General features: G+C 69.8%; 18 protein-coding genes. 17 read left to right on the top strand and 1 reads right to left on the bottom strand.

All coding sequences use genetic code 11. The features are described from left to right. Positions 1–70 precede the first annotated feature (70 nt). The 12 genes from B082_RS0104720 to B082_RS0104665 all read left to right on the top strand — a co-directional run bounded on the left by B082_RS0104720 (position 71) and on the right by B082_RS0104665 (position 15,974). On the top strand, positions 71–3,970 hold the full coding sequence (locus tag B082_RS0104720; protein ID WP_018550654.1) for a DNA-directed RNA polymerase subunit beta': 3,900 nt from the start codon (positions 71–73) through the stop codon (positions 3,968–3,970). Between the two features lie 191 nt (positions 3,971–4,161). Further along, entirely contained in the window at positions 4,162–4,335 is a 174-nt protein-coding gene (locus B082_RS39135) for a hypothetical protein (RefSeq protein ID WP_018550653.1), read from the top strand. Positions 4,336–4,412: 77 nt separating this feature from the next. Next, positions 4,413–5,279 carry a JmjC domain-containing protein gene (locus tag B082_RS0104710; RefSeq protein WP_018550652.1) on the top strand — a complete coding sequence of 289 codons (867 nt, stop codon included), beginning with the start codon at positions 4,413–4,415 and terminating at the stop codon, positions 5,277–5,279. Further along, positions 5,279–6,205: a JmjC domain-containing protein gene (locus tag B082_RS0104705; RefSeq protein ID WP_018550651.1), complete on the top strand. Its 927-nt coding sequence runs from the start codon at positions 5,279–5,281 to the stop codon at positions 6,203–6,205. The genes B082_RS0104710 and B082_RS0104705 overlap by 1 nt, the downstream gene beginning before the upstream one ends. Beyond that, positions 6,202–7,383: a YcaO-like family protein gene (locus tag B082_RS39745; protein ID WP_158688857.1), complete on the top strand. Its 1,182-nt coding sequence runs from the start codon at positions 6,202–6,204 to the stop codon at positions 7,381–7,383. The genes B082_RS0104705 and B082_RS39745 overlap by 4 nt, the downstream gene beginning before the upstream one ends. Next, positions 7,380–8,663, top strand: coding sequence for a TfuA-like protein (locus B082_RS39740; protein WP_018550649.1), 1,284 nt, complete (start codon positions 7,380–7,382; stop codon positions 8,661–8,663). The genes B082_RS39745 and B082_RS39740 overlap by 4 nt, the downstream gene beginning before the upstream one ends. Then, positions 8,663–10,612 carry a prolyl oligopeptidase family serine peptidase gene (locus B082_RS0104690; RefSeq protein WP_086023899.1) on the top strand — a complete coding sequence of 650 codons (1,950 nt, stop codon included), beginning with the start codon at positions 8,663–8,665 and terminating at the stop codon, positions 10,610–10,612. Before B082_RS39740 ends, B082_RS0104690 begins: the two co-directional genes overlap by 1 nt. Further along, complete coding sequence (locus B082_RS35595) at positions 10,609–11,559, top strand: aminoglycoside N(3)-acetyltransferase (RefSeq protein ID WP_018550647.1); 951 nt, start codon at positions 10,609–10,611, stop codon at positions 11,557–11,559. The genes B082_RS0104690 and B082_RS35595 overlap by 4 nt, the downstream gene beginning before the upstream one ends. Then, positions 11,556–12,077, top strand: coding sequence for a GNAT family N-acetyltransferase (locus tag B082_RS0104680; RefSeq protein ID WP_018550646.1), 522 nt, complete (start codon positions 11,556–11,558; stop codon positions 12,075–12,077). Before B082_RS35595 ends, B082_RS0104680 begins: the two co-directional genes overlap by 4 nt. After that, complete coding sequence (locus tag B082_RS37395; RefSeq protein WP_018550645.1) at positions 12,074–13,354, top strand: M16 family metallopeptidase; 1,281 nt, start codon at positions 12,074–12,076, stop codon at positions 13,352–13,354. The genes B082_RS0104680 and B082_RS37395 overlap by 4 nt, the downstream gene beginning before the upstream one ends. After that, positions 13,351–14,652: a M16 family metallopeptidase gene (locus B082_RS37390; protein ID WP_018550644.1), complete on the top strand. Its 1,302-nt coding sequence runs from the start codon at positions 13,351–13,353 to the stop codon at positions 14,650–14,652. Before B082_RS37395 ends, B082_RS37390 begins: the two co-directional genes overlap by 4 nt. A gap of 62 nt (positions 14,653–14,714) precedes the next feature. Continuing rightward, positions 14,715–15,974 carry an MFS transporter gene (locus B082_RS0104665; RefSeq protein WP_018550643.1) on the top strand — a complete coding sequence of 420 codons (1,260 nt, stop codon included), beginning with the start codon at positions 14,715–14,717 and terminating at the stop codon, positions 15,972–15,974. A gap of 29 nt (positions 15,975–16,003) precedes the next feature. On the opposite strand, the gene B082_RS0104660 is transcribed toward B082_RS0104665, so the two are convergent. Then, a complete protein-coding gene (locus B082_RS0104660; protein WP_018550642.1) occupies positions 16,004–16,801 on the bottom strand; it encodes an AfsR/SARP family transcriptional regulator in 798 nt (265 codons plus the stop codon). A gap of 225 nt (positions 16,802–17,026) precedes the next feature. On the opposite strand from B082_RS0104660, the gene B082_RS35580 reads away from it, so the two are divergent. The 5 genes from B082_RS35580 (at position 17,027) to tuf (ending at position 23,615) form a co-directional block, all read left to right on the top strand. Further along, positions 17,027–18,679, top strand: coding sequence for an AfsR/SARP family transcriptional regulator (locus tag B082_RS35580; protein ID WP_158688856.1), 1,653 nt, complete (start codon positions 17,027–17,029; stop codon positions 18,677–18,679). A 569-nt stretch (positions 18,680–19,248) separates the two neighbouring features. After that, positions 19,249–19,620, top strand: coding sequence for a 30S ribosomal protein S12 (rpsL, locus tag B082_RS0104650; protein ID WP_003948652.1), 372 nt, complete (start codon positions 19,249–19,251; stop codon positions 19,618–19,620). A gap of 2 nt (positions 19,621–19,622) precedes the next feature. Further along, on the top strand, positions 19,623–20,093 hold the full coding sequence (rpsG, locus tag B082_RS0104645; RefSeq protein WP_018101248.1) for a 30S ribosomal protein S7: 471 nt from the start codon (positions 19,623–19,625) through the stop codon (positions 20,091–20,093). A gap of 38 nt (positions 20,094–20,131) precedes the next feature. Beyond that, positions 20,132–22,261, top strand: coding sequence for an elongation factor G (fusA, locus tag B082_RS0104640; protein ID WP_026249429.1), 2,130 nt, complete (start codon positions 20,132–20,134; stop codon positions 22,259–22,261). A gap of 160 nt (positions 22,262–22,421) precedes the next feature. Further along, positions 22,422–23,615: an elongation factor Tu gene (tuf, locus tag B082_RS0104635; RefSeq protein ID WP_018550640.1), complete on the top strand. Its 1,194-nt coding sequence runs from the start codon at positions 22,422–22,424 to the stop codon at positions 23,613–23,615. Positions 23,616–23,704 lie beyond the last annotated feature (89 nt).

Here is a 23,704-nt window from a genome sequence, read left to right as displayed (position 1 = left end):
TTGCTGAAGTGCCCCGATTTCTCGCGTGACGCGAGGGGGCTCGAACCCCCGAAAGAGGGATTGACGACAAGTGCTCGACGTCAACTTCTTCGACGAGCTGCGGATCGGCCTTGCCACCGCGGACGACATCCGGACCTGGTCCCACGGCGAGGTCAAGAAGCCGGAGACCATCAACTACCGCACCCTCAAGCCCGAAAAGGACGGACTCTTCTGCGAGAAGATCTTCGGTCCGACCCGGGACTGGGAGTGCTACTGCGGCAAGTACAAGCGTGTCCGCTTCAAGGGCATCATCTGTGAGCGCTGTGGCGTCGAGGTCACGCGCGCCAAGGTGCGCCGTGAGCGCATGGGCCACATCGAGCTCGCCGCTCCCGTCACCCACATCTGGTACTTCAAGGGTGTCCCGTCGCGTCTGGGCTACCTGCTGGACCTCGCGCCGAAGGACCTCGAAAAGGTCATTTACTTCGCCGCGTACATGATCACGTTCGTGGACGAGGAGCGCCGCACCCGCGACCTCCCGTCGCTGGAGGCGCACGTCTCCGTCGAGCGCCAGCAGATCGAGAACCGCCGCGACTCGGACCTCGAGAACCGCGCCAAGAAGCTTGAGACCGACCTGGCCGAGCTGGAGGCCGAGGGCGCCAAGGCCGACGTGCGCCGCAAGGTGCGCGAGGGTGCCGAGCGCGAGATGAAGCAGCTGCGCGACCGTGCGCAGCGCGAGATCGACCGCCTCGACGAGGTGTGGAGCCGCTTCAAGAACCTCAAGGTCCAGGACCTGGAGGGCGACGAGCTGCTCTACCGCGAGCTGCGTGACCGCTTCGGCACGTACTTCGACGGCTGCATGGGCGCCGCCGCGCTGCAGAAGCGCCTGGAGTCCTTCGACCTCGACGAGGAGGCCGAGCGCCTCCGCGAGATCATCCGTACCGGCAAGGGCCAGAAGAAGACCCGTGCGCTCAAGCGCCTCAAGGTCGTCTCCGCGTTCCTCCAGACGAGCAACAAGCCCAAGGGCATGGTGCTCGACTGCGTACCGGTCATCCCGCCGGACCTGCGTCCGATGGTGCAGCTGGACGGTGGCCGTTTCGCGACCTCCGACCTGAACGACCTGTACCGCCGTGTGATCAACCGCAACAACCGCCTCAAGCGGCTTCTCGACCTCGGCGCGCCCGAGATCATCGTGAACAACGAGAAGCGCATGCTCCAGGAGGCCGTCGACGCGCTGTTCGACAACGGCCGCCGCGGTCGCCCGGTCACCGGTCCCGGTAACCGTCCCCTGAAGTCCCTCAGCGACATGCTGAAGGGCAAGCAGGGTCGTTTCCGTCAGAACCTGCTCGGCAAGCGTGTGGACTACTCCGCGCGTTCCGTGATCGTCGTCGGTCCGCAGCTCAAGCTGCACCAGTGCGGTCTGCCGAAGGCGATGGCGCTGGAGCTGTTCAAGCCGTTCGTGATGAAGCGCCTGGTGGACCTGAACCACGCGCAGAACATCAAGTCGGCCAAGCGCATGGTCGAGCGCGGCCGCACCGTGGTGTACGACGTCCTCGAAGAGGTCATCGCCGAGCACCCGGTGCTGCTGAACCGTGCGCCCACCCTGCACCGCCTCGGCATCCAGGCCTTCGAGCCGCAGCTGGTCGAGGGCAAGGCCATCCAGATCCACCCGCTCGTCTGCACCGCGTTCAACGCGGACTTCGACGGTGACCAGATGGCCGTGCACCTGCCGCTGTCCGCGGAGGCGCAGGCCGAGGCCCGCATCCTGATGCTGTCCTCCAACAACATCCTGAAGCCGGCCGACGGTCGTCCCGTCACCATGCCGACCCAGGACATGGTGCTGGGCCTGTTCTTCCTGACCACCGACGGCGAGCTCCGTGACACCAAGGGCGAGGGCCGTGCGTTCGGCTCCACGGCCGAGGCGATCATGGCGTTCGACGCCGGCGAGCTGGCGCTCCAGTCGTCCGTCGACATCCGCTTCCCGGTGGGCACCATCCCGCCGCGTGGCTGGGTGCCGCCGGTCGCCGAGGAGGGCGAGCCCGAGTACCAGCCGGGTGACACCTTCCGGCTGCGGACGAGCCTGGGCCGCGCGCTCTTCAACGAGCTGCTGCCCGAGGACTACCCGTTCGTTGACTACTCGGTCGGCAAGAAGCAGCTCTCCGAGATCGTCAACGACCTCGCCGAGCGCTACCCCAAGGTCATCGTGGCGGCGACGCTCGACAACCTGAAGGCGGCCGGCTTCCACTGGGCGACCCGTTCCGGCGTCACCGTGGCCATCTCCGACGTCGTCGTGCCCGAGGCCAAGAAGGCCATCGTCAAGGGCTACGAGGAGCAGGACGAGAAGGTCCAGAAGCAGTACGAGCGCGGTCTGATCACCAAGGACGAGCGCACGCAGGAGCTCATCGCGATCTGGACCAAGGCGACCAACGAGGTTGCCGAGGCCATGAACGAGAACTTCCCCAAGACGAACCCCATCTTCATGATGGTTGACTCGGGTGCCCGAGGAAACATGATGCAGATGCGTCAGATCGCCGGTATGCGTGGTCTGGTGTCCAACGCCAAGAACGAGACGATCCCGCGTCCCATCAAGGCGTCCTTCCGTGAGGGCCTCACCGTTCTGGAGTACTTCATCTCCACGCACGGTGCCCGTAAGGGTCTGGCGGACACCGCCCTGCGTACCGCCGACTCGGGTTACCTGACCCGTCGTCTGGTGGACGTCTCGCAGGACGTGATCATTCGCGAGGAGGACTGCGGCACCGACCGCGGCCTCAAGCTGAAGATCGCCGTCAAGGGTGCCGACGGCGTGCTCCGCAAGACGGAGGACGTCGAGACCTCGGTCTACGCCCGCATGCTCGCCGAGGACGTCGTCGTGGACGGCAAGGTCATCGCGCCTGCCAACGTCGACCTCGGTGACGTCCTGATCGACGCCCTGGTGGGCGCCGGCGTCGAGGAGGTCAAGACCCGCTCGGTCCTGACCTGTGAGTCCGCGGTCGGCACCTGTGCCTTCTGCTACGGACGCTCGCTCGCCACCGGCAAGCTGGTCGACATCGGTGAGGCGGTCGGCATCATCGCCGCCCAGTCCATCGGTGAGCCCGGTACCCAGCTGACGATGCGTACCTTCCACACCGGTGGTGTGGCCGGTGACGACATCACCCAGGGTCTGCCCCGAGTCGTCGAGCTCTTCGAAGCCCGTACGCCCAAGGGTGTCGCCCCGATCTCGGAGTCCGCGGGCCGGGTCCGGATCGAGGAGACCGAGAAGACCAAGAAGATCGTCGTCACGCCGGACGACGGCAGCGACGAGATCCCCTTCCCGATCTCCAAGCGTGCCCGTCTGCTGGTCGGCGAGGGCGACCACGTCGAGGTGGGCCAGAAGCTCACCGTGGGTGCCACCAACCCGCACGACGTGCTGCGCATCCTCGGTCAGCGCGCGGTCCAGGTCCACCTGGTCGGCGAGGTCCAGAAGGTCTACAACTCGCAGGGCGTGTCGATCCACGACAAGCACATCGAGATCATCATCCGGCAGATGCTCCGCCGCGTGACGATCATCGAGTCCGGCGACGCGGAACTGCTGCCGGGCGAGCTCGTCGAGCGCTCGAAGTTCGAGACCGAGAACCGTCGTGTGGTCACCGAGGGCGGTCACCCCGCCTCCGGCCGTCCGCAGCTGATGGGTATCACCAAGGCCTCGCTGGCGACGGAGTCGTGGCTGTCCGCGGCCTCCTTCCAGGAGACGACCAGGGTCCTGACGGACGCGGCGATCAACGCCAAGTCCGACTCCCTGATCGGCCTCAAGGAGAACGTCATCATCGGTAAGCTCATCCCGGCCGGTACGGGCCTGTCCCGCTACCGCAACATCCGGGTCGAGCCGACCGAGGAGGCCAAGGCCGCGATGTACTCGGCCGTCGGCTACGACGACATCGACTACTCGCCGTTCGGCACGGGCTCCGGCCAGGCCGTTCCGCTGGAGGACTACGACTACGGTCCGTACAACCAGTAAGCGAGTCGCTTGATACGACCGGAGGGCGGCCATCCCGTGGGGGTGGCCGCCCTTCGGCGTGTCCGGGGGCCTTCCGGGGGACCCTCGTCCGACCTGCGATTTTAGAGATTCCTCAGTGGTTTCCTTAGAAGGTTGTGCGGTTATAGCCCCGTCGCCACTGATCGGCAGTGGTCTACACGGAGGTTGCTGTTATGGCACTGCGTGACGTTCTGCAGTCCCTGAACGACACCGAGCTCGTCGCGAACCCGGCGGAGTCCCGCCTTGCGGGCGAGGGCGTCATCGACCCCGAGCGTGCGTCGGTCCTGCACCACGACGAGTCCCAGGACGCTCCGATGATGGTCATGAGCCAGATCAACGAGGCCTGACCGTTCCGGTCGATCGAAACCCGGGAGCGCTCCGCGCTCCCGGGTTCCACCGAGCACAGGGATGGGGAACATCGCAGATGAGCACAGCCAACGTCCTGTCCGCCGCGGTGCGGGAGGAGCTTCTGGGAGAGGCCACATGGGGCCTGAGACACCACCTCGCGAGGGGGGCGGTCGATCCTTCGCTGCTGCTGTCCTCGGCCGACATCGAGGCCCGCCTGGACGCCAGCTTGCTCAAGTGGCCGTACTTCACCCTGCTCAAGAGCGGAGAGTCACCGCCGGCGTCCTCGTACACCACGGTGCGGGATGTCATCGGGCACAAGGTAGGTGGCTTCCCCGACCCCGTCGCGATCCGCAGGCTCATGGCCGGCGGGGCCAGCCTCAAGCTGAACCAGGTCGCCGACTGGCACCGGCCGACGCGTGAGCTGGCCCGCAGCCTCGGCGAACAGACCGACTGCGCGGCCAACTCGTACATCTTCTGGACCCCGGGGGCGCAGCAGGGCATGCTGCCGCACCGGGACGCGGCGCATGTGCTGGCGATCCAGATCGAGGGACGCAAGGAGTGGCACCTGCATGCGGCGCCCGGTCAGATCGGTGCCCAGGCCGGGCTGGACGTCGACAGCTCCAGCCCCACCCACGTGTTCACCATGGAACCCGGCGACGTGCTGTACCTGCCGCACGGCTGGCCGCACGACGCCGTGGCGCTGGACGGTGGGTCGATGCATCTGACCTTCACCCTCACCGGGCCCACGCCCGAGAACCTGGTCGACGCGGTGCTGCGGCGGTTCCTCGACAAGGAGGAGGACCTCGTGCACCACTTCCACACCCGCGCGCTGGACGCGCGCACCAGTGAGGTGCGGGCGGCTCTCGTACGCACCGTCGCTGAACTGGACGGCCCCAGCTGGACGCGGACCGCCCTGGATTCCATGCGAACGGAGATCGGCTGATGACGACTGCGGCACCGGTGTCCGCCCCGCGGGACGAGGACGGCCCGGCGGAGACCCCCACCCTGCTGGAACACCTGGTCGGTGACACCGACGCCTTCTTCCGGGACCATTGGGCGAACCAGCCCGTGGTGCTCCGCGCCCCGAGTGACCTCACCGGCCTGATCACCGAGCGGGAGATGTGGGACGAGGTCGAGTGCGGGATGCTTTCCCGGCCGTACTTCACCGCGTTCAACGAGGGTGTGCGCACCGCGATCAGCGACATGACCACCAAGCGGAACGTGGTGGGTCATGAACTGCCGGGCTATGTGCGGGAGGAACAGATCCGGCGCGACTTCGAGGCGGGCGGTACCTTCAAGTTCAACCAGGCCGAGCACTGGCATCCGCGGATCCGGGCGCTCGTCAAGGGCATGGAACCGCGTTTCCAGGGCGGACTCGAATCCTTCGTCTTCCTCAGCCCGCCGGGCAAGACGGCGATGCAGGCGCACTACGACGGCGCGCATGTCTTCGTCCTTCAGGTCGCCGGGGTGAAGGACTGGACGTTCGGACGAATCCACCCGGGCTCGACCAGCGACTCGGTCCTCCATGACGGGATGATCGCCGACGACCAGCGTGTCGAGGCGACGCTGCGGCCGGGTGACGTGCTGTACATGCCACACGGCACCCCACACTTCGCGACCGCCCGCGAGGGCAACTCGATCCACATCGCGATCACGGTCGAGGAGCCCACGGCGGAGAATCTCGCCAGCATCCTGCTCGCCTCCTTCATGGGCGGCACCGCCTTCGCCGAGATCGAGCGCGACCACCACCTCCGGAGCCTCGACGAGCGGGTGGAATCCGTGCGCAAGGCGCTCCTGGACCACCTGGCCGAGGCCGACGAGCGGAGCGTCCGCGACGCGGCGGTGAAGCTCCGCAGGGAGCACAGGTGAGCCCTGCACACGCCCCCTGGATGACCGGCGGAGCGCCGCCGGTCACCTCCCGGGGCACCCTGCGCGGGATCGAGCCCGAGGAGACCTGGGCGCGTCTTCGGCCATTGCTGGCGGCGCGTGGTGTGACCCGCGTGGCGGACCTCACGGATCTCGACGTCCTCGGGATACCGGTGTGGTCGGCGATACGGCCGGGGGCGGCGACGCTGGTCGCGAGCGCGGGCAAGGGCCTCACCCACTGCGCCGCGCGGATATCCGCGGTCGTGGAGTCCCTGGAGGTGGCGGTGGCCGAGGAGGCGTCCGTGCCGGTCGTCCACCGCGGCTCCGCGGCCCGGCTGACACCGGGTTACAGCGTTTCCGAACTGTCGCTGCACCCGGCGTCGTTGGCCGACGACCGGACCGAGCTGGGGTGGACGGAGGGCTGGGACCTGGTGTCCGGCAAGGGGACCCCGGTGCCGGCCGCCGCTGTCGGTCTGCGGGGGTGGGCACACGACGGGTGGCAGCCGCCTCTCTTCGTCACCACGACCAACGGTCTCGCGGGCGGCAACGACCATGTGGAGGCGGCACTGCACGGTCTGCTCGAACTGGTGGAGCGTGACTCCCTGGCGCGGTGGAAACCGGGTGACGGCGTCCGGGTGGCCCCGGAACGACTGGGCCCGCGTCTCGGGCCGGTGTGGGAACGGGTGCGCGCGACCGGGGCGGAGCTGATCCTGGAGCGGATTCCGTCCGTGCCCGGAACCTGGACGTACACCTGTTGGCTGGTGCAGCCGGAGATGTGGCAGGTGTTCGGCGGTTCCGGCTGTCATACCGTGGCGGCCATCGCCGCCGAACGGGCTCTGATGGAAGCGGTGCAGAGCCGCGGTTCCACCATCAGCGGCGCGCGTGACGACATCCCCGACTGGAGCTTCCGGCGCTCGGGGCCCGCGCCGCGGCCTCCGCTCGGTCCGACGGGCGAGCAGGAGGAGTTGCCCCGTCAGGACCCGCCCGTCCGGCCGCTCGGCGAGGTGCTCGACGGGGTCGTGGAGTCGGTGCACGCGTGTACCGGCCGGCCCGTGATGGCGGTGGACCTCACCCCGCCGGCCGCCCCCTGGCCACCTGTCGTCCAGGTCTTCGCGCCCGGCCTCGGCCTCTCCCTGGACCACCCCCGACCACGGGAACTCACCAGCAGGAGCTTTGTGTGACGTCTCGCCGCTTCGCGTTCGTCGGTCCGACGCTGCCCCCGGGTGAACGCCCCGACAACGGATTCTCCTACCTTCCCCCGGTCCGGCACGGTGACCTCTTCGCGCTCGACCCGAGGCCGGGTGACCGGATTCTGCTCGTGGACGGGGTCTACCAGCACTTCGCGCCGATCCGGCACAAGGAGATCCTGGCCATGCTGGCCCGGGGCGTGGACGTCGCTGGGGCGGGCAGTCTGGGTGCTCTGCGCGCCGCCGAGCTGGACGCCTTCGGGATGAGGGGGTTCGGGCGGGTCTACGAACAGGCGCGGGACGGTCGCCTGGTGGCCGACTCGGACGTCGCGCTGCTGCACGCGGACGACGGCGAGGGCCGGGGGCTCACCATTCCACTGGTCGGTGTCCGGCACGCGGTCGAGGAACTGGTGGCCACGGGCGAACTGGGCGCGGAGGCGGCCGCAGACGCCGAACGAGTCGCCGCACGCCTGCATTTCACCGAACGGTCCGCGCAGGCCCTGTTGCGCGCGGCGGGACCCGCCCGCGGCGCGGTGGAGACCGTACTGGCCAGGATCGGCGCACAGGGCGATGTGAAGAAGCAGGACGCCCTGCACGCCCTGTCCGTACTGGCCGAGGAGGACGCCGGGACGGCGCCCGGCATCCGGGCCGGGGCGATGGCGGCCGAATCGGTGTGGCGCAGTTCGTACGGCAGGGAGGGGGAGTTCGACCACCGCCCGCTGGTGCCGGGGTCGCCGGTGACGGCCAGGAGCGCGCTGGCCTGTCTCCAGCTGTTCGCCGCCGACTTCCCCGTCCGTCATCGCGCCTACACGCTGCGGCTCGCCGCCGAGGCCGTCGGTGTCCCGCCGGAGGCCGGCGCCGGTCAGGTACTGGCCGCCGGTGGCTTTCCGCCGGCGCCGCGCCCGGACGCCCTGCTGGCCCGGCCCACCGTGGCCACAGCCGACTGGACGGCCGAGGAACGGCTGTTGGCCCGTACCTTCAGACTTCCGCCGGGGCGATTCGCCTACTACGACCTCCCCCAGGAGGCGCTGGGGGGTGCTTCCCCCGCCGAGGTGGAGCACTGGTGCCTGCGGCTGCTGTCACCGGTCGGTGCCGCTCCGGTGTCGCAGGACCGCTGCCGGGAGGTGCTCCGGGACCTGTGGCAGGCGCACAGCGACCACGACTTCCGGCTGTGCGTGATGGAGCGCGGATTCCGGGACGAGAACGAGGCGGTTCGGTCCGCCCGGGTCTTCGACCTGGAACTGGTCGACGGCCTGGCCCGGAAGGCGGCGTGATGACTGTTCCCGCACTCCGTGCGACGTACGGCAGCGCCAGTCGTCACGAGGCGGCCATGCGGTTCGTGGAGGAGCTGGTGTCCGAGCCCCGGGCCGACCGGGTAGCCGCGTTTGGGGACGACGCGGTGCTTCTCGGAGTCTCTGCGCCCACCCTCGACAACGCCCTGGTCCCCACGCTGCTCTGCTACGCGCGCGGCCCCGGAGCGACCTGGCGGCCCGTGTGGACGATGCCGTACGCCGACGAGGCGGTGAGGGTGGACGGCGGCTTCGTGTGCGTGCGCCGCCGGAACGGCCAGAGTCTCGTCCTGCGGGGCGTCGAGGGGCCGGAACGCGTGCTCTACGGCACCACCGGACGGGTTCTCGGCCTCGCCGAGCGGCCCGGTACGTCCGAGGTCGCCTGTCTCGTGGGTGTTGCCGGCCGGCATGCCCCCCGCGCACACGGGGCCTTCGCCGGTTCCGACGCGGTCTGGTCCGACGGATCGGAGATCTCGCTCGGAGCCGCTCGCCGCCCCCTCGACGACTGGCGCGTGCTCCTGGTGCCGACCGACGCCGCCGCCGAGCCGCGCGAGGTGCGTCTGGAGGTGCCACCCGGGAGGCAGCTCACCGGCGAGGTGGCCTGGGCGGGGGAAGGAACGCTGCTGCTGGGGATGTACGCGCAGTCCCCCGGAGGTGTCCGCTCCTTCTCGCTGCTCGCGGTGCCCGCCGACGGAAACCGGCCCGGCAGGCCGATCGACTTCGACGGGCTGGACCTCTGCTACCCGGTGCAGCATCCGGAGGGACGGTCCGTCGCCTACCTCGGTACCTCGGTCCCGTCCGGCGACGAGCCGCCCCGGCAGATCGCCTGTGTGCTGGACAGCGAGACGTGGGAGCTGCGGAGGCTGGCGGCTCCGGACGGACTGTGGCAGCGGCCGGCCGGATGGAGCGGCGCGGGCCGGCTCGTGTGCACCGCCGAGGACGGACCGCTCAGGTCCATCCATGTGCACGACCTCGACAGCGGCCGCCGGTCGGTCCTGCGGGTCCCGGGATCGGTCCTCGACCTGCGGGTCCGGGGCGGGGGCGTGGCAGTGCTGTCGTCGACCCCCGACGAGCCGCCGGTCCTCGACGTCATGGACCTGGGCGGTGCCGCTGTCGAACGGGTGGAGACGACTCGGATGCCGGAGCGTCCCGGCAGGGCGGTGTACCGTCCGCAGCGGGTCGCGGGTGTGGAAGGCCGGCTGGCCAGTTGGCTGTGCCTGCCGGAGGACGCGCCGGCGCGCGGCACCGTCGTGTTCTTTCACGGAGGCCCGTTCAAGAGCTGGACCGAGTGGTCCTGGAGATGGAATCCCTGGCCGTTCGTGGCCCGCGGATATGCGGTGGCCCTGGTCGAGCCGCCGTTGAGTCTCGGGTACGGGGACGCCGTCACCGCGGGCTGGCGTGTGTGGCGCACCGGCATCGCCGCGGCTGCCGCCGAGCAGGTGCGCCTGCTGCGGGCCGAAGCGGGTCTGGAGGACACCGGTCTCGCCCTGATGGGCGGCAGCTTCGGGGGGTATCTCGCTCTGGCGACGGCGGCGGAGCTGCGCCCGCGGCTGGTGGCGGCGCACGCCGCGCCGCTCGACTTCGTTCAGGTGGCCGGCGGAAGCGATGTGGGCTGGCAGTGGGTTCGCGAGTACGGCGACCTCGTGGACCGGGAGGCGGACTACCGCGCACAGAGCCTCCCCCGGGGACCGGTGCCGCCGGGCACACGCGTGCTGCTCTCGCACGGAGTCCACGACGGTCTGGTGCCGCCGACGGAGACCTTGAGGACGCACCGGCTGCTGTTGAGCGAGGGCGCTCGCAGCGAGGCGGCGTTCTTCCCGACGGAGGCCCACCCGCTGAGCCGGCCGGGCAATGTGCGCGCGTGGTACCGCTGGGCGCTCACGGCCTGCGCGGAGGAGTTCGGCCGCGAGGCGGACGCGGGGGAGGGGCCGTGACGCACGGGGAGCCGTCCGCGGGGGTGCCCCGCCAGGTCGTGACCCGGGGCTCGTTGGTCCGTGGGCTCGGCGCATTGGGAACCGCGTCCGGGGACGTGGTCCTGGTCCACACATCGCTCCGTTCCTTCGGCTACGTGGCCGGCGGGGCGCAGAGCGTCCAACTCGCCCTGCGCGACGCCATCGGCCCCACGGGCACCCTGGTGGTGCCCGCCTTCACCCCTCAGCTCTGCCACCCGCGCACCTGGCTGCGCCGAGACCTGGCTCCGCACCCCGACGTGTCCGCGGAGATCCCCCCGTACGACCCGCTGTGCACCCCGGTCGCCCGGACCATCGGGGCAGTCCCGGACCTGGTGAGGTCGCTGCCGGACACGCTGAGGTCGCCGCACCCGCACGTATCGTTCGCGGCGCAGGGTCCGTTGGCGGCAGCCGTCGTCGGCCGTCATCCCGACGCCTGGCGGTTCTCCGCGCAGAGCCCGCTGGGGCGCCTGTGGGACCTCGACGCGACGGTGCTGATGTTGGGGACGGGGTGGGGGAGGTGCACGGTCCTGCACCTTGCCGAGTACCAGGTGGCCTACCCCGGGCGCCGGTCCGGACGGTGGGCGTTGCCCCGCGCCGGTGCCGACGGCGCGACCGAGTGGTACGACGTGCCCGAACTGCTGGTCTGGGAAGGTGACTTCCCGTCCATCGGGGCGGCCTACGAGAAGGCCGGCGGCGCGATGCGTGAGGTACGGATCGGTGACGCCGTCTGCCGTGCGGTACCGGTCCGGCCGCTGGTGCGCTTCGCGGCGCGATGGCTGCTCGTCCACCGCGACCTGCGCCGCGGCGTCGCTCCTCCGGGCTGGTGCGATGTCGTCGAGGCGGACGGAAGCCTTCCCGTCCGGCTCGCGGACGGTGAGGACGAGGCGTACCCGCATGAGGAAACACCCGCTACCAGGAGCACCCCGTGATCCATGAAGTGTCCCTCCGGCCCGTCACCGAGGCCGATCTCGATCTCTTCGAAAGGGAGTTCGCCACGGCCGAAGGAACCGGTCCTCACCAGTGGTTCGGCTTCACGCCTGCCCTCCGCATGCGCCGGCGGCTCGCCGATGACGGGCTGCTCGGACCGGAGGGCGGAGTGCTGAGCGTGACGGCCGACGGCGCGACCGTGGGCCGGACCGAGTGGTTCCGGTCCGCCTGGGGGCGTCCCGACACGTCGTCGTGCTGGACGGTGGCCATCGGGCTGTTCCCGTCGGCCCGGGGGCTGGGCACCGGGACCCGGGCCCAGCGGCAGCTGCTCGACTACCTCTTCGACCACACCCGCGCCGAGCGCGTCCAGGCATGGACCGATCACGCCAACATCGCCGAGCGACGCGCCCTGGAGAAGGCTGGGTTCGTCCAAGAAGGCGTTCTGCGCCGGGCGCAGTGGCGGGGCGGCGCCTGGCACGATCAGGTGCTGTACTCGGCTCTGCGGGAGGACCGCTCATGACCGGGACCATCCGCCTCGGCAACGGGCTCAGGGTCCTGTTGGAGCCGCTTCCCGGTACGCACGTCGTCGCGGTCTGCCTGCACGTCGGCACCGGGTTCCGCAACGAACCGGTCGCCGGCGCCGCCCACCTCCTCGAACACGTCCTGGTCCAGGGCGCGTCCAGCAGCAGACCACTGACCGAGGCGGTGCTGGCCATGGGCGGCACGATGAACGCGCGAACGGCCGCCGATTACACCCAGTACACCTCGGTGCTGCCGGCCGACGGGTTCGAGGTCGGACTGCGCATCGAACGCGACCGCCTGGCGGACCCGGATCTCTCCGCCTCCCACGTCGCCGCGCAGAAGGACGTGGTGCTCGCCGAGATTCGCCGCAACATCCTCCAGCGGCCCCACGGTGGGCTCGTTCTCTTCGACCTCCCGGACCTTCTGCACGACACCTGGGAGAACCGCCACAACGGCTACGGTGATCCCGAAGCGCTGAACGGGCTGGACCCGGAGACGCTCCGCGGGTTCTACGACCGGTCCTACGCCCCGGAGAACATCCATCTGGCGCTGGCGGGCGACTTCGACCCGGACCGTGCTCTCGGTCTCGTCGAGCGGATGCTGGGCGGGCTGCCGGCCCGGCCGGCGTGGCGGCACGACCGGGCCGAGGAGACACCGGTCACCGGGCCCCGGCACCGGTACCGGGGCGACCGGGTCGCCCCGGCGGGCCGGACGGTCTGCGGGTTCCGCAGCCCTTCGCCCTCCCTCGACCCGTCCGGCCACCTGGCGACCGTGCTGCTGAGCGAAGTCCTGGAGACGCTGGGGGACCGCTGCGGCTGCCACGCGCCGGACAGCCGTCCCCGAGGAGAACTCCGGGCACGTGTCTCCCGCACCGGCAATCCGTTCGACATCGCTCACGGCGCCCTGTTCGCGGTGGACTTCCCCCACCCGGTGGACGCCTCGCCCGACGAGGCGGAGCAGTGTGTGCGACACCTGCTCGGCGGGATCGCCGACGGGCGGGTCCCGGTCGCGGAACCGCTCGCCGCCATCCGCCGGCAGACCGCGCTGCACCTGCACGCGGAACTCGACTCCGTGACGAGCCGTGCCTCGTGGCTCGCGGTCGGCGCGGCGGTCCACGACGATCCCCACCACCTGGAGTCGGTGCCCGATGCCCTGCGCGTGGTACCGGACCAGGAGGTGGCCAGGTGGGCCGGGCACTACGCGGGCCTTCCCGGAGCCCGGATCACCAGCCTCCCCGTCTCCGCCGTCCCGTCGTCGTCAGGAGCTGCCCGATGAGGGAGATGTCACGGGGCCCGGAGCCGCGGGCACTTCCCCGGCCGCACTTCGCCCCGTTCACGCATCTGGGCGCCGCGACGCCGGGCGGCACGGCGGTGGCCGTCGGCAGGCCCGGCTCCGCCGGCCTCGCCGAGGCGCGCCTGCTGCTGCCTCTGACCGCCGCGTCCCGGGCCCACACCACGCGGACGAAGGTCGCGTCCGAGGTGCTCGGGGCCGCCTTGGAGGAGTCCGTGGGTTCGCTCGCGGTTACCCGCGTCGAGGCGCGCGCCGACCGGCTGGTGATCGCTCTCCGCACCTTCGGGGAGGATCTGTCGGACGTCGCCGCACGGGTTGCCGCCGCCCTCTCCGGAGACGGGCTGTTCGCACCCGACCGCGTACGAACGGCGGCGGCCCGGGTCGGCGCACGGATCACAGCCGCCGCCGGGCACCCGGCCGCGGTGGCCCGCGCGGGATTCCTCGCCGCCGTGTACGGGGACCACCCGTACGGGATACCCCCCACCGCCGCCCACGCCGCGCACGTCACCGGGGCGGAGCTGACGGCTCTGCTCGCCGGTCCCCCGGCCGCCGGACGCAGGGCGGTCGTCGTGGGCAGCGGCGCCGCCGACGCCCTGCTCGCCGCCGCGGTCACGCTGCTGCCCGCGGCGACCGAGCACGCCGGTGACGGTGACGGGACCGCCCCGGAGCCGGGCCGGCCACGGACGGAGCCGGTCACCCTGTTGCTGCCGGAGACCCCGCAGACCCTGATCAGGCTGGGCGGCGTCGTCCCCGGCCGAGGGGACGGCTCCTACCCCGCGCTCCAACTCGCGGTGCTGATGCTCGGCGGCTACTACGGCAGTCGGCTGACCCGTGTGCTCCGCGAGCGGGAGGGCCTCGCATACGCCCCCCGGGCAGTGCTCGATCCGCTCGGCCGGACGGCCGCGTTCACCGTCGAGGCGGATGTCAGGACCGACGGAGCGGCACGCGCCCTGGCTCTGATCCGGGAGGAGTTGCACCGGCTCGCGGACGGTGGATTCACTGCGGAGGAGCTCGCCGGCGCCTGCAACTACGCCGTCGGCTCGATGGCGATGGCCTGCTCCTCACGCTCGGGCACGGCTTCCACCCTGACCGGAGTGCTGGCGAGCGGTCTGGAGCCCCACTGGCTCCGTGACTACGAGAACCGGCTGCGCGCCACGACACGCGACGACGTCGAGGGCGTCGCTGCTGCCTGCCTGGCGTCCGCTCCCACCGGTGTGGTGGTCGCTCCCGCTCCCGCGCCCGGCCTTCCCTCCACCGCCCCCGGGTCGCCCCCGGCCGGCTGAGCACGTCCTGCTTTCGACACCCTGCCCCCTCTTCCGCCCGCTTCCGTCGATCGGTCACCCACATGCTGAGAAAATTCGTCCGGGACAACTTCTCCACACTTACCGGCCCAGCCCGGCGGCTGGGGATCCTGCACTTCCTCGACAGCATGGGGAACGGACTCTTCCTGTCCGGCTCGGCGGTCTACTTCGTCCTGGTCGCCGACCTGCCGGTGGCCACGGTGGGCCTCGGTCTCTCCCTCGCCGGGTTCAGCGGGTTCGTGTCCAGCGTGCTGCTCGGCCGGATGACCGACCGGACAGGCGCCCGGCGTCTGCTGGCCATCCTCCTGTTCATACTCGCCGGGGCGTACGCGCTGTATCCGCTCGTGCACTCACCCGTGCTGTTCTTCCCGTTGGTGATCCTCATCGGCGCACTCGAATTCGGCTGCGGCCCGGCCTTCGGCGCCCTGGTCATGGAGCTGATCCCGGAGCAGGACAGGGTGACGGCCCGTGCCGCCCTGCGCTCGCTCTTCAACGTGGGCTTCACCGTCGGCACCCTGCTCTCGGCGACAGTGATCGGCCTCGGAGGCATGGCGCTTCAGGCGCTGCCGCTGGGCAACGGGCTCACCTTCCTGCTGGCCGCCTCATTGGTGCTGGGGCTGCCGGCGACCGTCGTCAAGTCCGGCGGCGGAGGAGCGGGCCGATTCCGCGCGCTGCGTGACAGGCCGTTCCTCGCCGTGGTCGGCGCCTCCAGCCTGCTGGCCCTGCACAGTGCCGTACTCCTGGTCGGGATACCGCTGTGGATCGTGCAGAGCACTGACCTCCCGCACGGGATCGTCCCGCTGATCATGGGTGTGAACACGGTTCTGGTGGTGCTCTTCCAGGTGGCGGCCTCCCGGGGCGCGGACACCCTCGACGGTGCTGTCACCGCGGCCCGCAGGGCCGGCCTCGTCAGTGCCGCCGCGTGTGCCGCGCTGGCCCTGGGCGGAGCGTGGGGGAACGTGGCCACCGGCGGGATCGTGCTCTGTGCCGTCCTGCTTCTCACCCTGGCCGAACTCTGGCAGTCCGCGAGCGGTTTCGGCCTGGGATTCGGACTCGCCCCCGAGCACGCCCGGGGTGAGTACCTCGGTGCCTTCCACCTCCACATGGTGGTGCAGGCGACGGTCGGCCCCGCCGTGGTGTCGGTGCTGGTGGTGGGCCACACGGCGGAGGGATGGCTGGCGATGGGTGCGATCTTCCTGGTGGGTGTCGCGGCGATCGGGCCGTCGGTGGCCCGTGCGCGCCGGACGGTGCCGGGCGACGCCGCCGGCACCGCCGACCCGACCGGAGCCGACGCTTCCACCTGACAGCCCGCCCGACGTGACCGGCCGGCGGATCAGGATTCCGACAGGTCCAGGCAGCGGTCCGCGCAGATGATCTGATGCTGCACCTGCTTCAAGCGCCTGCCGGGTTCCACGCCCAGGCTCTGGTTCAGGGAGCGCCGCGCATTCTGATACACCATCAGGGCGTCCCCCTGCCGCTCCGACCGGTACAGGGCCAGCATGAGGAGCCGGTGGAACGACTCACGGAGCGGGTGCTGCGCGATGAGCGCGCGCAGGGGTGCGATGACCTCCCGGTGGCGCCCGGCGGCGAGGTGGGCCTCCATCAGCAGCTCGGAGCACTCCATCCGCGCCTCACTCACCCACGTGGCGAACCCGCTGATGATCGGGCCCTCCGCCCCCTCGCCGGGCCACGGGCCCCGCCACAGTCCGACAGCGCGCCGGAACAACCGGGAGGCATTCTCGTGCTGACCGGCCTTCGCGCAGGCCCGTCCCCGCGCCATCAGGTTCTGGAGATCGAGGAGATCGAGCCCGGCTTCGCGCAGCTGGAAGACGTACCCCGAGCTGCCGGTGACGAGCGATGCCACGGAGAGATCTCCTCCGGCGCCCGGCGCACCCGCCTCGCGGAGTGCGGCCAGCGACTTCCGCAGCTGTGAGATGTACACGTGGAGCGCGGCCAGGGCGCGGCGGGGAGGCAGATCGCCCCACAGCTCGGTCACCAGCTGTGGGGTGGTCACCGTCTGCCCCGCCCGGACGAGCAGAGCGGTCAGCAGCAACTGCATCTTCGCGGCCTTGACGTCGAGCACGGCCTCGCCTGCGACGACACGGGTCGGGCCGAGTATTTCGAACCTCATGCACAACCTCCTGGTGAATCATCCGAAAAGCGACTCAGTGAAATCCGGGAAAACTCCGTCGACACGACCTGAGGGGTGGGGGGCGGGGTCGTTGAGCAGGCATTTCGTGGGTCCGCTCCATAGGGATGGCGGAATGCTAGGTGACATGACCGACGGCCTCCGTATAACCTGCGCACAATTTTCGTAAAGGGGCGTGGCCCTTCGGGGTCACAGGGGGCGGTGTATGTGCATTTCGACGTTCTTGGCCCCCTGCGAGTGGTTCGGGACGGCCGTGAGCTTCCCCTTGGCTCCGTCAAACAGAGGCTTCTGCTCGCCGCCCTGGTGCTGCGCCCGGGCGAGACGGTCGGCGCCGACGAACTCACCACGGTGCTGTGGGGCGACACGCCTCCGGCGTCCGGCGCGGCCAACCTGCGGACGTACGCCCGCGGTCTGCGCAAGTCGCTGGACCGGGGTACGCGGGAGCGCATGCCGCAGGCATCGGGTGGCTACCTGCTGCGGGTGGAACCGGGCGAACGTGATCTGGACCGGTTCGACGCGGCGGCCGAACGGGGGCGCGCGGCCCTGGCCGCGGGCGACCCCGCTGTCGCGGAGACCGAGCTCTCCGCCGCCTTAGGACTGTGGCGGGGTACGACGCCGCTGGCCGGGCTGCCGCTGTCGCCGTCACTGACGGCACTGGCCGAACGGGCGACGGAACGGCGGTTGATCGCTGAGGAGGACCGGGGCGAGGCGATGCTGGAGATGGGCAGTCCGGCCGGCGCGGTCTGCAGCCTGCGGGCCATGCTCGACCGGCATCCGCTGCGTCAGCGGGCCTGGGGGCAGCTGATGCTGGGGCTGTACCGCATCGGGGACGTCTCCGGCGCGCTCGACGCCTACCGGCAGGCGCGTCGTGTCGTGACCCAGGAGACCGGTCTCGACCTGCTGCCCGGTCTGAGCCGGTTGTACGACGACATCCTGCATCACCGTCCCGGTCTCCTCGACAGGCCCCGCGCCCTCGCCGTGGGCGGGAGCCGTACCGGCTCCGCTTCCTCGGGCGCGCGGCCGGAGCAACTGCCCGCCACCACACCGCACTTCGTGGGCAGGGAGACGGAACTGGGCCTCCTCGACGCGCCTTTGGGCGAGCTGGACGGGACGCCGTGTGCCGGCGCCGTATCGGTGGTGTCCGGCATGGCCGGGGTGGGCAAGACGGCCCTGACGCTGCACTGGGCGCGCCGGGTGGCCGACCGGTTCCCGGACGGTCACCTCTACGTGAACCTGAGGGGGTACGACGCGGCCGACGAGGTCTCTCCACGAGAGGCACTGCGCGGTTTCCTGGAAGCCCTCGACGTGCCGTTCTCGCGCATACCCGAAGGGCTGGGGGCCCGCGCCGGGCTCTTCCGGAGCCTGCTGGCGTCCCGCCGCATGCTGGTGGTGCTCGACAACGCGCGGGACGAGGAGCAGGTACGCGCGCTGCTGCCGGGCACGGGCACGGTGGTCATCACCAGCCGCGACCGGCTGGACGGCCTGGTCGTGGCCGAGGGCGCCCGCCTGCTGATCCTGGACGTGCTGGCGCGGCGGGAGGCGGTGGAGCTGCTGGCCCGGCGGCTCGGTGCCGAGCGGGTCGGTGCCGAGCCGACGGCCGTCGACGCGATCATCGGCGCGACCGGGGGCCTGCCCCTTGCCCTGTCCGTCGTTTCGGCACGGGCAGCCGTGTACCCCTCGCTTCCGCTCGGCACCTTCGCCGCCGAACTGGGTCAGCCCCGGGCGAGGCCGGACGCCATGGGGGAGAGCGGAGTCCGACGGATCTTCTCCCGTACGTACCTGGCGCTCAGCGCCCCGGCCGCGGCTGGGGCGCTACCCGGGTTCGGGCCTGGCCCAGGCAGCCGCGGCCCTCGCCGGTGAGCCCCGTCTGCTGCGCGCGGTGCGGCAGACGGTGTGATCCGGGTTCGAGTCGCATGCCGGCAACTGTCCTGGGCACATGCCGCCCACTCCGCGCCGCGGGGTCCGTGGCGGGACCAGCCGGCGCGCCGGCGGACCGCGCTCACGGCCGCGGAACGGATGGGCGACCTCGCGGGCACGGCGACGGCCCACCGGCTGATGGCCGGGGCGTCCACCCGGCTCGCTGATCCGGGGAGGGGGCGACGCCGGCCCGGTGTGCGGCGGATCGCGTCCCCTTCCGTGGTGAGGGGCGACAGGCGCACCCCGATTCCGGTCCGGGGCCGCCACTCCTGGCCTGGACAGCATTTGTTTTGACCCAAGTCCGTGAGGTAGGTACGCTCAGACCTTGTGCCTGGGGTGTGCCTGGGCTCGTGTGCGTGTCCTCAACCGCATGGCGAGTCTGTCTTTGGCCACCGTGATCCGTGCTCTTCGTGCCTTGCGGCAGGAGCTTGCGTGATTCGACACACCCGACCGCGTGGGTCGGCGATGTTCCAGGTTAGTTTCACCGACGGCACACAGAAACCGGAGAAGTAGTGCCTACGATCCAGCAGCTGGTCCGGAAGGGCCGGCAGGACAAGGTCGAGAAGAACAAGACGCCCGCACTGGAGGGTTCGCCCCAGCGCCGCGGCGTCTGCACGCGTGTGTTCACGACCACCCCGAAGAAGCCGAACTCCGCGCTCCGGAAGGTCGCGCGTGTGCGTCTGACCTCTGGTATCGAGGTCACGGCCTACATCCCGGGTGAGGGACACAACCTGCAGGAGCACTCCATCGTGCTCGTGCGTGGTGGCCGTGTGAAGGACCTGCCGGGTGTTCGTTACAAGATCATCCGCGGCTCGCTCGACACCCAGGGTGTCAAGAACCGCAAGCAGGCCCGCAGCCGCTACGGCGCCAAGAAGGAGAAGTAAGAATGCCTCGTAAGGGCCCCGCCCCGAAGCGCCCGGTCATCATCGACCCGGTCTACAGCTCTCCTCTTGTCACGTCGCTGATCAACAAGATCCTGCTCGACGGCAAGCGTTCCACCGCCGAGCGGATCGTGTACGGCGCCATGGAGGGTCTTCGTGAGAAGACCGGCGCCGACCCGGTCATCACGCTGAAGCGCGCGCTGGAGAACGTCAAGCCCTCGCTCGAGGTCAAGTCCCGCCGTGTCGGTGGCGCCACCTACCAGGTGCCGATCGAGGTCAAGCCCGGTCGCGCCGCCACCCTCGCGCTGCGCTGGGTCGTCGGTTACTCCCGCGCCCGCCGCGAGAAGACGATGACCGAGCGGCTCATGAACGAGCTGCTCGACGCCTCGAACGGTCTTGGCGCTGCCGTCAAGAAGCGTGAGGACACCCACAAGATGGCCGAGTCCAACAAGGCCTTCGCGCACTACCGCTGGTAGTCGCTACCCCCATCGAGACCGAGAGAAGACTGAGCCTTATGGCCACCACTTCGCTTGACCTGGCCAAGGTCCGCAATATTGGGATCATGGCCCACATCGACGCGGGCAAGACGACCACCACTGAGCGGATCCTGTTCTACACCGGCGTTTCGTACAAGATCGGCGAGGTCCACGACGGCGCCGCCACGATGGACTGGATGGAGCAGGAGCAGGAGCGCGGCATCACGATCACGTCCGCCGCGACGACCTGTCACTGGCCGCTCAATGATGTTGACCACACCATCAACATCATCGACACCCCGGGTCACGTCGACTTCACCGTCGAGGTGGAGCGTTCGCTCCGCGTCCTCGACGGCGCTGTCACCGTGTTCGACGGTGTGGCCGGCGTCGAGCCGCAGTCCGAGACCGTCTGGCGTCAGGCGGACCGCTACGGCGTGCCGCGTATCTGCTTCGTCAACAAGCTCGACCGCACCGGCGCCGACTTCTTCCGCTGCGTCAACATGATCGTGGACCGCCTCGGTGCGACCCCGATCGTCATGCAGCTGCCGATCGGCGCCGAGGCCGGCTTCACGGGCGTTGTCGACCTCGTGTCGATGAAGGCCTTCGTGTACCCCGAAGAGGCCGCCAAGGGCGAGATGTACAACGTCGTCGACATCCCGGACAACCTCAAGGAGGCCGCCGAGGAATGGCGCGGCAAGCTCCTTGAGGCCGTGGCCGAGAACGACGACACCATGATGGAGCTGTACCTGGAGGGCACCGAGCCCACCCAGGACCAGCTGCACGAGGCGGTCCGCCGCATCACCCTGGCCTCCAGGGGCGGTGCCGACTCCGCCACCGTCACCCCGGTGTTCTGTGGCACGGCGTTCAAGAACAAGGGCGTCCAGCCCCTGCTCGACGCGGTCGTCCGCTACCTGCCTTCCCCCCTGGACGTCGAGGCCATCGAGGGCCACGACCCCAAGGACCCCGAGACCGTGGTCAAGCGCAAGCCCTCGGACGACGAGCCGCTTTCCGCGCTCGCGTTCAAGATCGCGAGCGACCCGCACCTCGGCAAGCTCACCTTCGTCCGGATCTACTCCGGTCGCCTGGACGCCGGCACCGCGGTGCTGAACTCCGTCAAGGGCAAGAAGGAGCGCATCGGCAAGATCTACCGCATGCACGCGAACAAGCGTGAGGAGATCGACTCGGTGGGCGCCGGCGACATCATCGCCGTCATGGGCCTGAAGCAGACCACCACCGGTGAGACGCTGTGCGACGACAAGAACCCGGTGATCCTGGAGTCCATGGACTTCCCGGCGCCGGTGATCGAGGTCGCCATCGAGCCCAAGTCCAAGGGTGACCAGGAGAAGCTGGGTGTCGCCATCCAGCGCCTCTCCGAGGAGGACCCGTCCTTCCAGGTGCACTCCGACGAGGAGACCGGCCAGACCATCATCGGTGGTATGGGCGAGCTTCACCTTGAGGTGCTCGTCGACCGCATGAAGCGCGAGTTCCGCGTCGAGGCGAACGTCGGCAAGCCGCAGGTGGCGTACCGCGAGACGATCCGCAAGGCCGTCGAGCGCATCGACTACACGCACAAGAAGCAGACTGGTGGTACCGGCCAGTTCGCGAAGGTGCAGATCGCCATCGAGCCCCTTGAGGGCGGCGACGCGTCGTACGAGTTCGTCAACAAGGTCACCGGTGGCCGCATCCCCCGTGAGTACATTCCCTCGGTGGACGCGGGTGCTCAGGAAGCCATGCAGTTCGGCATCCTGGCCGGTTACGAGATGGTCGGCGTCCGCGTCACCCTTCTCGACGGTGGTTACCACGAGGTCGACTCGTCCGAGCTGGCGTTCAAGGTCGCCGGTTCGCAGGCGTTCAAGGAGGGTGCCCGCAAGGCGTCCCCCGTGCTCCTGGAGCCGATGATGTCGGTCGAGGTCACCACGCCCGAGGACTACATGGGTGAAGTGATCGGCGACCTCAACTCCCGCCGTGGCCAGATCCAGGCCATGGAGGAGCGCAGCGGCGCTCGCGTCGTGAAGGGCCTCGTGCCCCTCTCGGAGATGTTCGGCTACGTCGGAGACCTCCGCAGCAAGACCTCGGGTCGCGCAAGCTACTCGATGCAGTTCGACTCCTACGCCGAGGTTCCGCGGAACGTCGCCGAGGAGATCATCGCGAAGGCCAAGGGCGAGTAACTCTCCCGAGCTCACGCTTTAGGCTTGTCACCGGAGCCCGTGGGGCATTCGTCGCGGAGTTCACACTTCGCGGAGAATGCCCCCGGGGGCCGGCATCCCAGCAAAGATCACCTGGCGCCGATGAAGCAAGGCGTACAGAACCACTCCACAGGAGGACCCAGTGGCGAAGGCGAAGTTCGAGCGGACTAAGCCGCACGTCAACATCGGCACCATCGGTCACATCGACCACGGTAAGACGACCCTCACGGCCGCCATTACCAAGGTGCTGCACGACGCGTACCCGGACCTGAACGAGGCCTCGGCCTTCGACCAGATCGACAAGGCTCCCGAGGAGCGCCAGCGCGGTATCACCATCTCCATCGCGCACGTCGAGTACCAGACTGAGCAGCGTCACTACGCTCACGTCGACTGCCCGGGTCACGCGGACTACATCAAGAACATGATCACCGGTGCCGCGCAGATGGACGGTGCCATCCTCGTGGTCGCCGCCACCGACGGCCCGATGCCGCAGACCAAGGAGCACGTGCTCCTGGCCCGCCAGGTCGGCGTGCCGTACATCGTCGTCGCGCTGAACAAGGCCGACATGGTGGACGACGAGGAGATCCTGGAGCTCGTCGAGCTCGAGGTCCGCGAGCTGCTCTCCGAGTACGAGTTCCCGGGCGACGACCTTCCGGTCGTCAAGGTCTCGGCGCTCAAGGCCCTTGAGGGCGACAAGGAGTGGGGCAACACCGTCCTCGAGCTCATGAAGGCCGTGGACGAGAACATCCCGCAGCCCGAGCGCGACGTCGACAAGCCGTTCCTGATGCCGATCGAGGACGTCTTCACGATCACCGGTCGTGGCACCGTCGTCACCGGTCGTATCGAGCGCGGTATCCTCAAGGTCAACGAGACCGTTGACATCGTGGGTATCAAGCAGGAGAAGACCACCACCACGGTCACCGGCATCGAGATGTTCCGCAAGCTGCTCGACGAGGGCCAGGCCGGTGAGAACGTCGGTCTGCTCCTCCGTGGCATCAAGCGCGAGGACGTCGAGCGCGGCCAGGTCATCATCAAGCCCGGTTCGGTCACGCCGCACACCGAGTTCGAGGCCCAGGCCTACATCCTGTCGAAGGACGAGGGTGGCCGTCACACCCCCTTCTTCAACAACTACCGCCCGCAGTTCTACTTCCGTACCACGGACGTGACGGGCGTTGTGACCCTCCCCGAGGGCACCGAGATGGTCATGCCCGGTGACAACACCGTCATGTCCGTCGCGCTGATCCAGCCGGTCGCCATGGAAGAGGGCCTGAAGTTCGCCATCCGTGAGGGTGGCCGGACCGTGGGCGCCGGCCAGGTCACCAAGATCAACAAGTAATCACTTGTTCGTCTGACCTGGTTGCTCCGCACAGAGCACCAAGAAGGGCCCCGTCCCACCGCCTCGCGCGGTGGGACGGGGCCCTTCGG

The organism is Streptomyces sp. ATexAB-D23 (assembly GCF_000373645.1).
Taxonomy (GTDB): domain Bacteria; phylum Actinomycetota; class Actinomycetes; order Streptomycetales; family Streptomycetaceae; genus Streptomyces; species Streptomyces castrisilvae.
This window is presented reverse-complemented; position numbering and strand designations above follow the sequence as displayed.

Bases quoted from the DNA above. Each gene is read 5' to 3' on its own strand.
- B082_RS0104690 (WP_086023899.1), top strand. From the start codon at position 8,663: ATGACTGTTCCCGCACTCCGTGCGACGTACGGCAGCGCCAGTCGTCAC.
- B082_RS39135 (WP_018550653.1), top strand. From the start codon at position 4,162: ATGGCACTGCGTGACGTTCTGCAGTCCCTGAACGACACCGAGCTCGTC.
- B082_RS0104660 (WP_018550642.1), bottom strand. From the start codon at position 16,801: ATGAGGTTCGAAATACTCGGCCCGACCCGTGTCGTCGCAGGCGAGGCC.
- B082_RS37390 (WP_018550644.1), top strand. From the start codon at position 13,351: ATGAGGGAGATGTCACGGGGCCCGGAGCCGCGGGCACTTCCCCGGCCG.
- B082_RS37395 (WP_018550645.1), top strand. From the start codon at position 12,074: ATGACCGGGACCATCCGCCTCGGCAACGGGCTCAGGGTCCTGTTGGAG.
- B082_RS0104705 (WP_018550651.1), top strand. From the start codon at position 5,279: ATGACGACTGCGGCACCGGTGTCCGCCCCGCGGGACGAGGACGGCCCG.
- B082_RS0104665 (WP_018550643.1), top strand. From the start codon at position 14,715: ATGCTGAGAAAATTCGTCCGGGACAACTTCTCCACACTTACCGGCCCA.
- fusA (WP_026249429.1), top strand. From the start codon at position 20,132: ATGGCCACCACTTCGCTTGACCTGGCCAAGGTCCGCAATATTGGGATC.
- rpsG (WP_018101248.1), top strand. From the start codon at position 19,623: ATGCCTCGTAAGGGCCCCGCCCCGAAGCGCCCGGTCATCATCGACCCG.
- B082_RS0104710 (WP_018550652.1), top strand. From the start codon at position 4,413: ATGAGCACAGCCAACGTCCTGTCCGCCGCGGTGCGGGAGGAGCTTCTG.